This is a genomic window from Pantoea sp. RIT413, from assembly GCF_003057675.2.
Classification (GTDB): Bacteria; Pseudomonadota; Gammaproteobacteria; order Enterobacterales; family Enterobacteriaceae; genus Pantoea; species Pantoea eucrina.
This window is the reverse complement of record NZ_QBJB02000009.1, coordinates 74,575-89,432: the sequence shown is the minus strand read 5'-3', so window position 1 is coordinate 89,432 and position 14,858 is coordinate 74,575. Positions and strand designations below refer to the sequence as shown.

16 protein-coding genes are annotated in these 14,858 nt (G+C 57.1%); 10 read left to right on the top strand and 6 right to left on the bottom strand.

Annotation, left to right across the window (positions count from 1 at the left end; genetic code table 11):
* Nucleotides 1-32: 32 nt before the first annotated feature.
* Complete coding sequence (gene mltA / locus DBY66_RS12780) at nucleotides 33-1,181, top strand: murein transglycosylase A (RefSeq protein ID WP_071668551.1); 1,149 nt, start codon at nucleotides 33-35, stop codon at nucleotides 1,179-1,181.
* Nucleotides 1,182-1,264: 83 nt separating this feature from the next.
* Complete coding sequence (gene tcdA / locus DBY66_RS12775) at nucleotides 1,265-2,071, top strand: tRNA cyclic N6-threonylcarbamoyladenosine(37) synthase TcdA (RefSeq protein ID WP_039379935.1); 807 nt, start codon at nucleotides 1,265-1,267, stop codon at nucleotides 2,069-2,071.
* Here tcdA and csdE read toward each other — a convergent pair.
* Nucleotides 2,059-2,502, bottom strand: coding sequence for a cysteine desulfurase sulfur acceptor subunit CsdE (gene csdE, locus DBY66_RS12770; RefSeq protein ID WP_108569637.1), 444 nt, complete (start codon nucleotides 2,500-2,502; stop codon nucleotides 2,059-2,061). The two genes, tcdA and csdE, sit on opposite strands and share 13 nt — an antisense overlap.
* Before the next feature lie 4 nt (nucleotides 2,503-2,506).
* The gene (gene csdA / locus DBY66_RS12765; protein ID WP_108569636.1) at nucleotides 2,507-3,712 is read right to left on the bottom strand and encodes a cysteine desulfurase CsdA; all 1,206 of its coding nucleotides are present in this window, start codon (nucleotides 3,710-3,712) and stop codon (nucleotides 2,507-2,509) included.
* Between the two features lie 206 nt (nucleotides 3,713-3,918).
* On the opposite strand from csdA, the gene DBY66_RS12760 reads away from it, so the two are divergent.
* From DBY66_RS12760 to rlmM, 4 genes are all read left to right on the top strand, one after another.
* Nucleotides 3,919-4,143 carry a YgdI/YgdR family lipoprotein gene (locus DBY66_RS12760; RefSeq protein ID WP_039379928.1) on the top strand — a complete coding sequence of 75 codons (225 nt, stop codon included), beginning with the start codon at nucleotides 3,919-3,921 and terminating at the stop codon, nucleotides 4,141-4,143.
* Nucleotides 4,144-4,479: 336 nt separating this feature from the next.
* The gene (locus DBY66_RS12755) at nucleotides 4,480-5,397 is read left to right on the top strand and encodes a transcriptional regulator GcvA (protein WP_039379926.1); all 918 of its coding nucleotides are present in this window, start codon (nucleotides 4,480-4,482) and stop codon (nucleotides 5,395-5,397) included.
* 50 nt (nucleotides 5,398-5,447) lie between these two features.
* The gene (locus DBY66_RS12750; RefSeq protein WP_039379923.1) at nucleotides 5,448-5,843 is read left to right on the top strand and encodes a DUF423 domain-containing protein; all 396 of its coding nucleotides are present in this window, start codon (nucleotides 5,448-5,450) and stop codon (nucleotides 5,841-5,843) included.
* Nucleotides 5,836-6,936 (top strand): 23S rRNA (cytidine(2498)-2'-O)-methyltransferase RlmM, encoded by a 1,101-nt coding sequence (gene rlmM / locus DBY66_RS12745; RefSeq protein ID WP_108569635.1) that lies wholly within the window; start codon nucleotides 5,836-5,838, stop codon nucleotides 6,934-6,936. The genes DBY66_RS12750 and rlmM overlap by 8 nt, the downstream gene beginning before the upstream one ends.
* A gap of 100 nt (nucleotides 6,937-7,036) precedes the next feature.
* Here the strand turns inward: rlmM and xni are convergent, their stop codons facing one another.
* From xni to queF, 3 genes are all read right to left on the bottom strand, one after another.
* Nucleotides 7,037-7,795 (bottom strand): flap endonuclease Xni, encoded by a 759-nt coding sequence (gene xni / locus DBY66_RS12740; protein WP_039379919.1) that lies wholly within the window; start codon nucleotides 7,793-7,795, stop codon nucleotides 7,037-7,039.
* Between the two features lie 42 nt (nucleotides 7,796-7,837).
* A complete protein-coding gene (gene ppnN / locus DBY66_RS12735; RefSeq protein ID WP_039379917.1) occupies nucleotides 7,838-9,199 on the bottom strand; it encodes a nucleotide 5'-monophosphate nucleosidase PpnN in 1,362 nt (453 codons plus the stop codon).
* A 186-nt stretch (nucleotides 9,200-9,385) separates the two neighbouring features.
* On the bottom strand, nucleotides 9,386-10,231 hold the full coding sequence (queF, locus tag DBY66_RS12730) for an NADPH-dependent 7-cyano-7-deazaguanine reductase QueF (RefSeq protein ID WP_108569634.1): 846 nt from the start codon (nucleotides 10,229-10,231) through the stop codon (nucleotides 9,386-9,388).
* Between the two features lie 61 nt (nucleotides 10,232-10,292).
* Between queF and syd the strand changes: the two genes are divergently transcribed.
* From syd to DBY66_RS12710, 4 genes are all read left to right on the top strand, one after another.
* Nucleotides 10,293-10,850, top strand: a complete 558-nt coding sequence (syd, locus tag DBY66_RS12725; RefSeq protein ID WP_108569633.1) for a SecY-interacting protein — start codon at nucleotides 10,293-10,295, stop codon at nucleotides 10,848-10,850.
* Nucleotides 10,851-11,428: 578 nt separating this feature from the next.
* Nucleotides 11,429-11,755 (top strand): YqcC family protein, encoded by a 327-nt coding sequence (locus DBY66_RS12720; protein ID WP_039379911.1) that lies wholly within the window; start codon nucleotides 11,429-11,431, stop codon nucleotides 11,753-11,755.
* Nucleotides 11,755-12,534, top strand: a complete 780-nt coding sequence (gene truC, locus DBY66_RS12715) for a tRNA pseudouridine(65) synthase TruC (protein ID WP_108569632.1) — start codon at nucleotides 11,755-11,757, stop codon at nucleotides 12,532-12,534. Before DBY66_RS12720 ends, truC begins: the two co-directional genes overlap by 1 nt.
* Before the next feature lie 12 nt (nucleotides 12,535-12,546).
* Entirely contained in the window at nucleotides 12,547-12,993 is a 447-nt protein-coding gene (locus DBY66_RS12710) for a flavodoxin (protein ID WP_108569631.1), read from the top strand.
* 51 nt (nucleotides 12,994-13,044) lie between these two features.
* Here the strand turns inward: DBY66_RS12710 and garD are convergent, their stop codons facing one another.
* A complete protein-coding gene (gene garD, locus DBY66_RS12705) occupies nucleotides 13,045-14,604 on the bottom strand; it encodes a galactarate dehydratase (RefSeq protein WP_039379905.1) in 1,560 nt (519 codons plus the stop codon).
* Nucleotides 14,605-14,858: the final 254 nt, after the last annotated feature.

The following is a 14,858-nucleotide window of genomic DNA, read 5'->3' as shown; positions in this document are numbered from 1 at the left end:
GCCGGGCGAACAACCGACAACAAGAGAGAGTCATGAACGGACACCGGGTAAAGTATGCACTCACTGGCGCATTTCTGGCGCTATTAGCGGGTTGTAGCTCAAAGCCGACCGATCGCGGTCAGCAATATATTGATGGCAAGCTGGAGCAACCGCTCGGGCTGGTTAATGAGCCTAATGCCAAAGGGCGTCCGGTTAACGGGCAGGATTTCGGCCTGCAGGTGCAGCAGATTCAGTCCGCTTCCTCGCGTCTGTTCAGCCGTAATAATGACACCTACAGCGCTATCCAGAACTGGCTGCTTTCGGGTGCGGATACGCGTCAGCTGCGTCAGTTCGGCCTGAATGCGTTTCAGATGGAAGGCACCGACAATTATGGCAACGTGCAGTTTACCGGTTACTACACGCCGGTAGTGGAAGCGCGTTACACCCGGCAGGGCGAGTTTCAGTATCCTATTTACCGCATGCCGCCGCGCCCGCGCGGGGCGAAGCTGCCGAGCCGCGCCGGCATTTATAGCGGCGCGCTCGATGAGCGCTACGTTATCGCCTGGAGCAACTCGCTGATCGACAACTTTATGATGGATGTGCAGGGCAGCGGCTACGTCGATTTTGGGGACGGACGTCCGCTGCGCTTCTTTGGCTACGGCGGTAAAAATGGCTGGGCTTATCACAGCATCGGTAAAGAGCTGATCGATCGCGGTGAAGTCAAACGCGAAGATATGTCGATGCAGGCCATCCGGCAGTGGGCTGAGGAGCATTCACCGCAGGAAGTGCGTGATGTGCTGGAGACCAACCAGTCCTTTGTATTCTTTAAACCTGAAGAGTACGTGCCGGTGCGGGGTGCCAGCGCAGTTCCGCTGATTGCCAAAGCGTCGGTTGCCTCGGACCGCTCTCTGATCCCGGCGGGCACGGCACTGCTGGCGGAAGTACCGCAGCTGAATGCAAAAGGTAAGTTCAACGGTAAGTATGAAATGCGTCTGATGGTGGCGCTGGACGTCGGTGGCGCAATCAAAGGCCAGCACTTTGATATCTATCAGGGCGTAGGCCCGGACGCCGCACATCTGGCTGGCTTCTATAACCACTACGGCCGCGTCTGGGTACTGAAGACGGCTCCCGGTGCCGGACAGCCGCTGTTCAGCACTGCGCAAAACGGCAATAACGGTTCACTGCTGACCGGTGCAAATTGATACACTGACAGCCAGCTCTCTGCAGGAGAGTACATTATCGGGTGCGCCACGCGGCGCACCGCATTCCGGAGTAAAGGTCAGATATGAAAGTGGTAAGCGACGCCTGGCGACAGCGCTTTGGCGGAACGGCGCGTCTTTATGGACAGGAGGCGCTGCAGCAGTTTGCAGAGGCGCATTTCTGCGTAATTGGTATTGGCGGCGTAGGCTCCTGGGCCGCTGAAGCGCTGGCGCGTACCGGCATCGGACACATTACGCTGATCGATATGGATGATGTCTGTATTACCAATACCAACCGGCAGATCCATGCGCAGCAGGGCAATGTCGGTCAGGCAAAAACGGAAGTCATGGCCGCCCGTATCCGCGCCATCAATCCGGAGTGCATTGTCACCTGCATTGACGACTTTATCACGCCGCAAAACACCGCCGAATTGCTCTCTGCCGGGTTTGACTATGTGATTGATGCCATCGACAGCGTGCGGCCGAAAGCGGCGCTGATTGCCTGGTGCCGGCGTAATAAAGTCCCGCTTATTACCACCGGCGGGGCAGGCGGACAGATCGATCCCACGCAGATTCAGGTCAGCGATTTGGCGAAAACCATCCAGGATCCGCTGGCGGCTAAACTGCGCGAGCGCCTGAAAAGTGATTTTGGCGTGGTAAAAAACAGTAAGGGCAAACTGGGCATCGACTGCGTGTTTTCCACTGAAGCGCTGGTCTATCCGCAGCCCGACGGCAGCGTATGCGCCTCGCGCAGCACGGCAGAAGGCCCGAAGCGGATGGATTGCGCTGCAGGCTTCGGGGCGGCAACCATGGTGACCGCCACGTTTGGATTTATCGCCGTATCGCACGCGCTGAAGAAGTTTCAGGCGCGCAGGGCGCGTCAGGCTGCCTGACGCGCCGCGCGCATTACCGCCTCTGCCAGCGCCTGCAGGCCGCTGCTGCGTGACGCGCTCAGCTGCGCGCGCAGTCCCAGCGTATCAAACAGCGCCAGCGGATCCTGCGCCAGCAGCTGTGCCGGGGTTTTTCCTTCGGTGGCGGTCAGCAGCACGGCCAGCAGGCCACGCACAATCCGCCCCTCACTGTCGCCATAAAAATGCAGCGTGCCGTCAGGCAGCTGCTGGCTGCTGAGCCAGACGCGGTTTTCGCAGCCGCTCAGCTCGATCTCCGCACACTTCAGTTCTTCCGGCAGCGCCGGCAGCTGACGGCTGAGCTGAATCAGCTGCCGGTAGCGATCTTCCCACTGCTGAAAGAGGGCAAACGTGTCGGTCAGCCCCTGAGCGGTGATCGTATGGCCAAAGGGGTGGGGAGCGAGCAGGGTTGTCATGAGATTATTCACCTAAAAGGTTCACGGCGCAGTGCATGGCGCGCACCAGCGCATCCACATCCTGCAGGTTATTATAAGGCGCGAACGAGACGCGCAGCGTACCGCTGACGCCCAGAGCTGCCATCAGCGGCTGCGCGCAGTGCTGCCCGGCACGCAGCGCAATGCCCTGTTCAGCCAGCAGCGTGACGATATCGCTGTGATGGATCCCCGCAATATCAAAGGCAAGCAGGCTGGAAGAGCCGCAGCGGAAGCTGCGAAAGCCGGGCAGCGCGCTTAGCTGCTCTTCGGCCAGGCAGGCGAGCTGCTGACTCCACATCTCCGCTTTTTCCTGATGATGGTGCGACAGCCAGTTCAGCGCCGCGCTGAGGCCCACCACACCTGCCACGTTGGGCGTTCCGGCCTCAAAGCGCCACGGTACCGGCTGCGGCGTAAATCCGCTGAAGTCAACCTGCGTCAGCATTTTGCCGCCGCCCTGCCACGGCTGCATCGACTCCAGCAACTCTGCTTTGCCATACAGCACGCCAATGCCCATCGGACCATAAAGTTTGTGGCCGGAAAACGCATAGAAGTCGATATCCAGCGCCTGCACGTCAGGCGGGCAGTGCACCACGCCCTGCGCGCCATCCACCATGACCTTTGCACCCGCCTCATGCGCCAGCGCGATAGCCTGCGCCAGATCCGGACAGCCGCCGGTGACGTTTGACATCTGGCTCACGGCCAGCAGGCGGGTGCGCGTGTTGATCAGCTCCGGCAGCAGGGCAATGTCGGGTCGGCGATCGGCTCCCAGCGGCCATTTCACTACCGTGGCGCCGCTTGCCTGAGCCACCATCAGCCACGGCACCAGGTTAGCGTGATGCTCCGCCTCGCTGACGATGATTTCATCACCCGGCTGCAGGCGCGGTGCCAGCCAGCTGTACGCCACCAGATTGATCGCCTCAGTGGTGCCGCGCGTCCAGACAATCTGCCGATCGTCAGCGGCATTCAGCCACTGTGCGACCGCGCCGCGCGCCTGTTCATACTGTGCCGTCAGCGCACGCGCCGCAGCAAACTGGCTGCGGTGCACGGTGCCGGCACTGAGCGAATAGAACTGTGCGGTGGCATCAATGACCGCCTGCGGCTTGAGCGCCGTGGCGGCGCTGTCAAGATAGACGCCGGCATCGTTTAGCGCAGGAAACTGCTGACGAAAAGCGCCAGGAGAGAAGATGGTCATATCGGGCCCACTCCGGTGATTTAGGGCCAGCCGTAACAGCAGGCTGCAGGCTGGCAAAGCTGTAAAAGCGCGTTATGCTCATTATGGCAAGGTTTGAACCGAAACCCGCATAACCCGTTCGCCATTTTCAGCCGTGCTTTCAGGCTGATGGCGCAATGTCGTGGCTGCGGGCGGTTTAATGCAATCAATCTGCAAGGAGATAGAAGATGAACAAACTTACCGCAGTGCTGGCTGTCTGCACCATGGCATTTACCCTGGCGGCCTGTTCCAGCAACTATGTTATGCACACGAACGATGGCCGCACGATTGTCGCTGACGGCAAGCCAAAAGTTGATGATGATACCGGTATGATCAGCTATAAAGATGCCAATGGCAATGAGCAGCAGATTAACCGCTCTGATGTGAAAGAGATGGTTGAGATGGGGCAGTAAAATTACGCAAAAAAAAGCACCGCAATTTGCGGTGCTACATAAAATCACTTTGGACAGACAGGGTAAATCTCAGGAATTAAAAGTTTGATCTGCAAGATTCAGATCAAAAAATGCAAACACAACATCACGACCACAAGCCAAAAGCTCTCCAAAAGTCTGCGATCTCTCGCACGTTTTCAGAAAACTTTTCGTTCCGGCTCTGGAAGTGCGGCAACTATAGGTATTTGCTGGAGCTTCCTCAACGGACAAATTATAATGTCTCGGATTAAAAAATCTAATAGCTGACGACGTTGTATAAGTTGCAGTTTTACACTATGAATCCATCTGTGGAAAACCATGTCTAAACGCCTTCCGCCGCTCAATGCTTTACGTGTTTTTGACGCGGCTGCCCGCTATCTGAGCTTTACCAAAGCCGCTGAAGAGCTGTTTGTGACCCAGGCGGCGGTGAGCCATCAGATCAAGTCGCTTGAGGATTTTCTCGGGCTCAAGCTGTTCCGCCGCCGCAACCGCTCGCTGCTGCTGACGGAAGAGGGGCAGAGTTACTATCTCGATATCAAAGAGATTTTTTCAGCGCTTAACGATGCGACCCGCAAGCTGCAGGCGCGCAGCGCTAAAGGGGCGCTCACGGTCAGCCTGCTGCCGAGCTTTGCGATTCAGTGGCTGGTTCCGCGTCTCTCCAGCTTTAATATGGCTTATCCGGGAATCGACGTGCGTATTCAGGCGGTAGACCGTGAAGAGGAGAAGCTGGCAGACGATGTTGACGTCGCTATCTTCTATGGCCGGGGCAACTGGCCAGGCCTGCGGGTGGATAAGCTCTACGCTGAATATCTGCTGCCGGTCTGCTCACCGCTGCTGCTCTCCGGCGATAATCCGCTGAAATCGCCCGCCGATCTGGCGCACTTTACGCTGCTGCATGATGCGTCGCGTCGTGACTGGCAGGCCTACACCCGCCAGCTGGGACTGCAGCATATCAATGTGCAACAGGGGCCTATTTTCAGCCACAGTGCCATGGTATTGCAGGCAGCGATCCACGGGCAGGGTGTGGCGCTGGCGAACAACGTGATGGCAGAGAGTGAGATCGAAGCAGGGCGCCTGGTCTGCCCGTTCAATGATGTGCTGGTAAGTAAAAACGCTTTTTATCTGGTTTGTCATGACAGTCAGGCAGAACTGGGTAAAATAGCCGCCTTTCGTCAGTGGATTCTGGAAAAAGCCGCTACCGAACAGGAAAAATTCCGTTTTCGCTACGATCACTAAGTTACCGTTCGCTGCACAGTGATGTGCGGCGGGACCATGAGGATAGATCGATGTCCAGTCGTGCCATGTTTATATTTGCAGCCATCAGCGGCTTCGTGCTGGTGGCGTTTGGTGCGTTTGGCGCGCACGTATTAAGTAAATCGCTGGGGCCATCTGAAATGGCGTGGATCCATACCGGCCTGGAGTATCAGGCTTACCACACGCTGGCGGTAATGGGACTGGGTGCCGCGATGCTGCGACGCGCTAATATCTGGTTTTACTGGAGCAGCGCAGCGATGGCGCTGGGTACCGTTCTTTTCAGCGGCAGTCTCTATTGCCTGGCGCTGTCGCACCTGCAGTTCTGGGTGTTTGTTACGCCGGCGGGAGGATTTTGCTTCCTGATCGGCTGGTTTTTGATGTTGATTGGCGCGCTGCGTCTGAAAACAAAGGCAGAACGCCATGAATAAAGTATTACTCTATTGTCGTCCCGGATTTGAAAAAGAGTGCGCGGCTGAAATCAGCGCTAAAGCAGCAGAGCGGGAAATTTACGGCTTTCCGCGGGTAAAAGAAGAAGCGGGCTACGTGCTGTTTGAGTGCTATCAGCCAGAAGATGCAGAGAAGCTGCTGCGCTCACTGCCGTTTGCTGAACTGATTTTTGCCCGGCAGATGCTGGTTGTCGGCGAGCTGCTGCGCGATTTACCTCCCGAAGATCGCATTACTCCCATTACCGGCATGCTGACCGGAGTGGTGGAGAAAGGGGGAGAGCTGCGGGTCGAGGTTCCGGATACCAACGAAGCCAAAGAGCTGACTAAATTTTGCCGCAAGCTGACGGTGCCGCTGCGCGCCAGCCTGCGTGCCAGCAATATCCTGCTCAATTATGAGAGTCCTAAGCGGCCGGTGGTGCACGTGTTTTTTATCGCTCCGGGCACCTGCTATGTAGGTTATTCGCTGCCGGAAAATAATTCGCCATTCTATATGGGGATCCCGCGACTGAAGTTTCCTTCTGACGCTCCCAGCCGCTCAACGCTCAAACTGGAAGAGGCGTTTCATGTGTTTGTGCCGGCCGATGAGTGGGACGAACGCCTGGGAAGCGGCATGCATGCGGTCGATCTGGGCGCCTGCCCGGGCGGCTGGACCTATCAGCTGGTGAAGCGCAGCATGTGGGTCTACGCGGTTGATAACGGCCCGATGGCACCGAGCCTGATGGATACCGGACAGGTTACCCACTGTCGTGAGGATGGTTTTAAATTTCGCCCGCCGCGCAGCAATATCAGCTGGCTGGTATGCGATATGGTAGAAAAACCGGTGCGCGTGGCCACGTTAATGACTGAGTGGCTGGTAAACGGCTGGTGTCGTGAAGCGATTTTCAACCTCAAGCTGCCGATGAAAAAGCGCTATGAAGAGGTCACGCAGAATCTGGCGATGATGGATGAAGCGTTAAAAGCGCAGGGTATCAACGCCCAGATTCAGGCGCGTCAGCTGTATCACGATCGTGAAGAGGTAACGGTACACGTCCGGCGTATCTGGGCTGCTGCAGGCGGTCGCCGCGACGAACGCTGATCTGTCAGCAACGGGCGCCATTAATGGCGCCCCTACGATGATTGTAGGGGACGCATTTATGCGTCCCTGACGTATTTATGCGTCCCTGGCGTACCGCGATTTATCCTGCCTGATAGCGCAGCGTATTAAGGTTGCCCTGCAGCACTAAATCGCGTTTCAGCGTGGCAACCTGGCGGCAGATCGTGGCTGTTTCATGCTGGGCGTGTAATTTACTCTGCCACTTTGCCGGCACCTGATCCCACTGCTGATAAATCGCCTCCAGTGAACCAAACTGCGCCAGCAGCTCGCGTGCGCTTTTCGGGCCGATACCGGAGACGCCCGGAATTTTACTGCTGCTGATGCCGCATAAACCCCAGTAATCCGGCAGCTGTTCCGGGGCAACGCCAAATTCCTGTGCGATAAACGGCACATCAAGCCAGCGCTTCTGAAAATAGTCGCGAATGCGGATAGCGGGCGCCAGCAGCTGACAATATCCCTTATCGGTGGAAACGATGGTGGCCTGATGCCCGGCATCCGCCATTTTCACTGCCAGAGTAGCGGCCAGATCGTCTGCTTCATCGTCCCCGGCGATCCAGCAGCTGACGCCTGCGGTGCGAAAAGCCTCCTGCAGCAGCGGCAGCTCCTGTTGCAGATCCTCTGGCATTGGCGGTCGCCCCGCTTTGTAATCCGGCAGCAGCGCATGACGCCAGCCGGGCTGGCGCTCCGGACTGTCAAATACCGCCACCGCGTGGGTCGGGCGTGTATGACCAAGCAGCTGATGCAGCGCCGCAACACAGGCGTCGCGGCAGGGAGAGCCCTGAACGGCATGCAGGCGACGAATGAGATTCAGCGCATCAATAATTAATAAATGTAGTGCCATAAAAGCGATAAGCGGCAGCCCGCAGGCTGCCTTCCTGAAGGGTTATTTGATGATTTCGTAGCAGGGGATATAGGCACTGCCCGGTAGTTTCATACGCTGCTGCGCCACAAAGCCCTGCAGCAGTTCATCCATGCGATGCATCAGATCGGCGTCGCCGCGCAGCTGATAAGGGCCGCGTTCACGGATCTCCCGGATACCGATTTCTTTTACGTTTCCGGCCACGATCCCGGAGAAGGCGCGGCGCAAATCAGCCGCCAGTTTTTCCGCCGGCTGATTCGGAAACAGGTTGAGATTTGCCATGTTTTCGTGGGTCGGCAGGAAAGGCACCTGCAGATCCGGCGCAATACGGATAGACCAGTTAAAGCTGTAAGCGTCACCGGTTTCGCGACGATGCTCTTTTACCTGCGGCATCGCTTTTTTCATCTGGCGCGCCACTTCAGCGGCATCATCAATAATGATCGTATAGTGTTTGCGCGCCTGCTCGCCCAGCGTATTGACGATGAAATCATCGAGCACGCGGAAATAGTCAGCGCTCTCTTTAGGGCCGGTGAGGATCAGCGGCAGCACCTGCTCGCTGTTTTGCGGATTCATCAGAATACCAAGCAGGTAAAGGAACTCTTCAGCGGTGCCGACACCACCCGGGAAGATCACGATGCCATGCGCGATGCGGACAAAGGCCTCAAGGCGTTTTTCGATATCGGGCATAATGATGAGTTCGTTAACCAGCGGGTTAGGCGGTTCAGCGGCGATAATGGAAGGCTCAGTCAGGCCGATAAAGCGGCTGTCATGATAGCGCTGCTGCGCATGACCTACCGCCGCGCCTTTCATTGGCGCTTCCATTACGCCAGGGCCACAGCCGGTGCAGATATTCAGCTCGCGCAGCCCCATCTGCGTACCAACATTACGGCAATACTGGTACTCCACCGCGTTGATAGAGTGTCCGCCCCAGCAAACCACGGTATTAGGATACTCCCCGACGTGCAGCGCGCGCGCGTTACGCAGTATCGAGAAAACCTGATTGGTGATATGCGCAGAGTCGTCAGCCTGACCCGCGAGGCGCTCTGGCAGAGCAAGCTGGCCGTTAACAAACAGAATATCGCGCAGCACGGCAAACAGGTTGGCCTGCAGTGAGCGGATGATACGCCCATCCACAAAGGCCTCTTCCGGCGGATTGATCAGCTCCAGCTTAACGCCGCGCTCGCGGCGCAGGACGTTAATAGCGAAATTTTCAAAACGCGAGAGCAGCTCATGACTGCTGTCTGTCTGGCTGCCGGAGTTAAGCACTGCAAGGGAACAGTTACGAAAAAGCTGGTAGAGATCGCTGCTGGCGGTCTGCTTCAGCATGTCGACTTCCAGCTGTGAGAGCAGATCCATTGAGCCAAGCGGGCTGATATGTGTAATCAAAAGAACTCCTTTACACGCTATAGCGTGACTGATGACACTGCGCTTAACCTGCTGAGCGCAGTGACGAAAATCCCTGGTCGCATACGCTTTACGCTTAACGCCGCAGACAGATTAACGCTCCCGGTTGTGATTGCTCAAGAGGAACCGCGCATCCCTGCTACGGCCTGCGAGGTGCCTCGCAATCTGTTACTGGCGTGCCAGACGCGAAAAGCCGGGCGTGAAGGGAACATTGCTGCGCCACGGGTTGATATCCAGACCGCCGCGGCGGGTGTAGCGCGCATAAACGGTTAACGCCTCTGGCTGGCAGAAACGCTGCACGTCGTTGAAAATGCGCTCCACGCACTGCTCATGAAACTCATTGTGCTGGCGGAAAGAGATCAGATAGCGCAGCAGCGCCTCGCGGTCGATACGCGGGCCTTTATAACGAATCATCACCGATCCCCAGTCGGGCTGATTGGTGATCAGACAGTTGGACTTCAGCAGGTGGCTTACCAGCGTCTCATCTACGATTTCATTGCCCGCGGCGTGCGCAAGGTGTCCGGCATCAAAACCGTAATCGCTGATGCTGATATCCTGTTCATCGATAACGCTGCCGCTGAACTGTCCGATAGGCTGGCTTTCCAGCTCGCTCAGGCGAAACAGCGCCACGCTGACGTTGCCGCTGGCGCAGGCGCGCAGATCGCGTTCCAGCGTCTGACGCACGTCGCCCCAGTCTGCGAAACGGGTCTGATTAAAGCTGTTCAGGTAGAGCTTAAAGCTTTTCGACTCAATCAGATTTACGCTGTCAGCATCCAGCACCACTTCGCCAATCGCGACCTGCGGGACACCTTTGCTGTTTAGCCATGAAAGCTCATACAGGGTCCAGATATCTGCGCCGTGAAACGGCAGATTATCCGGAAAAAGATTGAGCGGTTCCCGGTTCAGACTGCGCGGCACAGATTGCAGCAGCGTGTTATCGTACTCATCTACATAGGCGACAGATTTGCCCAGGGTCAGGCCGCTTAAGGCCGGGTTTGGGTATTCAGAAGACATAATGGTTACCACAAGGTGAATCAAAGTGGCTAAGTGTAACCGATCACCAGCGAGAAGATGAATGATGCAGCCCACCGCCAGCGCACTGTGTGCGTTTACCACCCGTTATATCGATCTCTGGCAGCAGCAACAGGGACACTATCCTGCCAGTAGCGATCTGGCAGGGATCCCTTCGCCCTGTATCATCAACACCGTTGATGACCGCGTTCTCTGGCAGCCGCAGCCTTTTTCGCCATCGTCAGGGCTGGATGCGGTGGAGCGGGCGCTGGATATTCAGCTCCAGCCTGATATCACTGCGTTTTACACTACCCAGTTTGCCGGCGATATGCATGCCCGCCTGCAGCAGCGCAGGTTAACGCTGCTGCAGGTATGGAGCGAAGAGGACTTTATCCGGCTACAGGAGAATCTGATTGGTCATCTGATTATGAAACGGCGTCAGAAACAGAGTCCGACGCTGTTTATTGCTACTACTGATTCAGAGCAGGAGATGGTGGCGGTGTGTAATCTTACCGGTGAAGTCATTCTGGAGGAGCCTGGACGTAACAAACGTGAAATTCTTTCACCTTCTGTCCGGACATTTCTCGATGATATACAACCTGTTATCGGTCCGATGGAGTGATAACCGAAGCGCTATGTAAGAGATCTCTTACAAAATCTGTGCGAGATCGACATTTTGTGAGTGAACCTTTCAGAAAAGCTAAATGTAAAGATATTGTGAATCATAGAGTTATGGTATCAGTCTGAAAATTGAGACAATACTTGATCGATTAATGACTCATGCTTACTTGTTATTGTGGCGATTTTTGAGAGAATACCCACCGTTAGCAGGACGCTATGGACAGAGCGACGTTCAGGAGAATGTCAGCCAGGAGGCGGGAACGTAACGGAGTTTACGTCACAGGGAAGGCTTCAGGACGGAGCAGGACACTCAGGAATGAGTAAGGGACACCTCCAGGATGGAGAATGTGAGCCGTGCGGAGCAGGGCGAGCCAGGATGCTAAGGATGCTGTCATGAAGACAGGCAATGGAAAGCGCAGGAAGAGTTGTCACGGATGAGCAGGGAGCACTGCGGTGGCGGGAATGCTGCACAACGAACCGGGAGCACTGTTATTAACAGTGCTCCCTTTTTTTATGCGCTTTTTACGCCACCGGTGACGAGTGATATGCTTGCCGCCCATTATTTCACGGAGGCAACCTATGTCGACGCACACTATTACGCAGCGACTGCAGCAGGTCGAAGCAGTCATGCGCGAACACGATTACTGGCAGCAGAGCGCTCCTGACGCGGCCGCGTTTAACAGCGACCAGCCTTTCTGCCTTGATACTATGGCTCCGCTGGAGTGGCTGCAGTGGGTATTGATCCCGCGTATGTCAGCCCTGATCGCCTCCGGCGCGCCAATGCCTGCCGGTTTCGCCGTCGCGCCCTATTACGAAGTTGCTCTGACTCCGGTCACTCCCGGCTATACCGCTCTGCTAATCGCGCTGCGTGAGCTTGACGCGCTGTTTGCGGAGCCAGCACGCTGATGCTGGAGATTATCTATCAGGATGAGTGGCTGGTAGCAGTAAACAAGCCTGCCGGCTGGCTGGTGCACCGCAGCTGGCTCGATCGCAAAGAGAAAGTGGTGGTGATGCAGACGGTGCGCGATCAGATTGGTCAGCACGTCTTTACCGCGCACCGGCTCGATCGCCCGACCTCTGGCGTACTGCTGATGGGCTTATCGAGCGAGGCGGGCCGTTTACTGGCGCAGCAGTTTGAGCAGCATCAGATACAAAAAACCTATCACGCCGTACTGCGCGGCTGGCTGGATGGCGCGGCTACGCTCGACTATCCGCTGCTGGAAGAGCTGGATAAAATTGCGGATAAATTTTCTGCTGAACCGCGTGCACCGCAGCCTGCGGTCACGGATTATCAGGCGCTGGCGCAGACAGAAATGCCGGTGGCAATCGGTAAATACAGCAGCGCCCGCTACACCCTGGTGGAGATGTCGCCGCGCACCGGGCGTAAGCATCAGCTGCGCCGCCATATGGCGCACCTGCGCCACCCGATTATTGGCGACAGCGCCCACGGCGATCTGCGCCAGAATCGTGGCGCAGCGGCGCATTTCGGGCTCGATCGTTTAATGCTGCACGCCAGCGCACTCTCGCTGACGCATCCCTTTACCGGAGAGCCGCTGGTGATCCGCGCCGGACTGGATCCGATATGGCAGCAGATGCTGCAGCAGTTCGGCTGGCAGAATCGGTTACCGGACGTTCCCAGGGTTGAGTTTGACGCTGAGGCAGTTCAGGATAAGCCAACAGCGTAAAGGAGCAGCAAGATGGCAAAAATTGGCATTTTTACAGGCACGGTTTACGGCAATGCACTGCTGGTGGCCGAAGAGGCGCAGCCGGTGCTGCAGGCGCAGGGACATGAAGTAGAGGTCTTTGAGAATCCGACGCTGGCGGAGTGGCAGGCGTACAGCAGCGACGTCGTGCTGATTGTAACCTCAACCACCGGGCAGGGCGATCTGCCGGATAATATTGCCCGTCTCCATGCGCAAATCCATGATGAGCTCGGCTATCAGCCAGCGCTGCGCTATGGTGTGATTGCGCTGGGTGACAGCAGCTATCAGCACTTCTGCGGCGCAGGAAAAACCTTTGATGCCACGCTCCAGGCGCAGCAGGCGCAGCGTATTGGTGATGTGCTGATGGTGGATGCCGTTGAGCATCCGGAGCCTGAAAGCGTGACGACGCCGTGGGTGGAGAGCTGGGGTAAGCAGCTGTAGTGACCCGGGCCGCCCTGTATGGCGGCCCGGTATTAACGGTGCAGCCCGGTATCAGGTTACCGGTGCCGGATTAAATACCGCCAGCTGGTTGCGGATCCCCCAGCGATCGGACCAGGTCTGCTGACGACCGCTGGCGATCTCCAGAATCAGCTCAAACAGACGCCAGCCTACCTGCTCAATACTCTCTTCACCGGTGGCGATAGTGCCGGCGTTGATATCCATCAGATCATGCCAGCGCCGGGCCAGCGCGCTGCGCGTCGCCATCTTAATCACCGGAATAGCCGCGAGGCCATAGGGCGTGCCGCGCCCGGTGGTAAACACCTGCAGCGTAATGCCGGAAGCCATCTGCTGCGTACCGCAGACAAAGTCACTGGCAGGGGTAGCGGCGTAAATCAGTCCGCGCTGCGTAGGGCGCTGTCCCGGCGACAGCACTTCAGCAATCGGGCTGCGCCCCGATTTTGCAATCGATCCCAGCGCTTTCTCCACCACGTTTGCCAGTCCGCCTTTTTTATTGCCGGGTGAGGGGTTAGCGCTGCGATCGGTCTGTCCCTGATGCAGATAGTCGTCATACCACGCCATCTCTTCCAGCAGCCGTTTACCCACCGCTTCATTAACCACGCGCGGCGTCAGCAGATGAATAGCGTCGCGCACCTCCGTCACTTCAGAAAACATGACTGTGGCGCCGCAGCGCACCAGCAGATCGGAGGCGAAGCCCACCGCCGGGTTAGCCGTTACGCCGGAAAAGGCGTCACTGCCGCCGCACTGGGTGCCTACTACCAGTTCAGACGCCGGGCAGGGTTCCCGGCGGCGCAGATTAAGCTTTTTCAGATGACGTTCAGCGACCTGCAGGATCTCATCCACCATGGCGCCAAAGCCGACGTGACGCTCATCCTGCAGACGCACAATATCGTTATCATCCAGCGAGATCGCCTGTACATCAGGCGTACCGGTCAGCAGCCGCTCCGGCTGGAGCTTTTCACAGCCGAGGCTGACAATCATTACCTCGCCACCAAAATTGGGATTCAGCGCAAGATTATGAATGGTGCGGATCGGCACGACGGCAGCCGGGGCGTTGATCGCCACGCCGCAGCCATACAGATGATTCAGCGCGACCACGCCATCCACGTTGGGATAGCGCGGCAGCAGATCGCGTTCAATAAGCTGCACAACATAGTCTACGACGCCCGCCACACAGTGGACGCTGGTGGTAATGCCAAGCAGGTTGCGGGTTCCCACGCTGCCGTCTGCATTGCGATAACCATCAAAGGTATAGCCTTCCAGCGGCGGCAGTTCAGGCGGTACGTTGGTTGCCAGCGGCAGGCTGCTGAGCGGCGGCGCCTCGGGCAGGGCTACCAGCGACTCATCTATCCAGCTGCCGCGCGCAATAGAGCGCAGCGCCGTGCCGATCACTTCGCCATAGCGCAGAATCGGTGCATCCTGAGCGATATCCTCCAGCGCAACTTTGTGCCCCTGGGGCACATGCTCCGTCAGCTGCAGCCCGTCGGCAAAGCGTGTACCCGCGGGCAGGCCCTGGTCGTTGACGACAATCGCAACGTTATCCGCTTCATGAACTTTTATATAGAGTGGTTTTTCTGTAACGGGTCGGTTCATTGCTCACCTTCCGGGTAGCCGCACTGTGCATAGCAGTGCGATAAATAGTGGTTCTGGTCACGTCATCAAAGTCAGCCAGCTCCAGTATAAGCAGCACGCGCCCGCCAGCGCATTGTGCAACTGTCCGGCTTTTAGCCCCTTTCTCTCCGCACTTTGGTGGTTTTAACCAAAAGCAAGTGAAGGTGCTCACAAAGCGCTCTTTGACTGTCTGTTTTTTGTACAATTATGGCGCTGCGATCGGCGTTTCGTGAGCC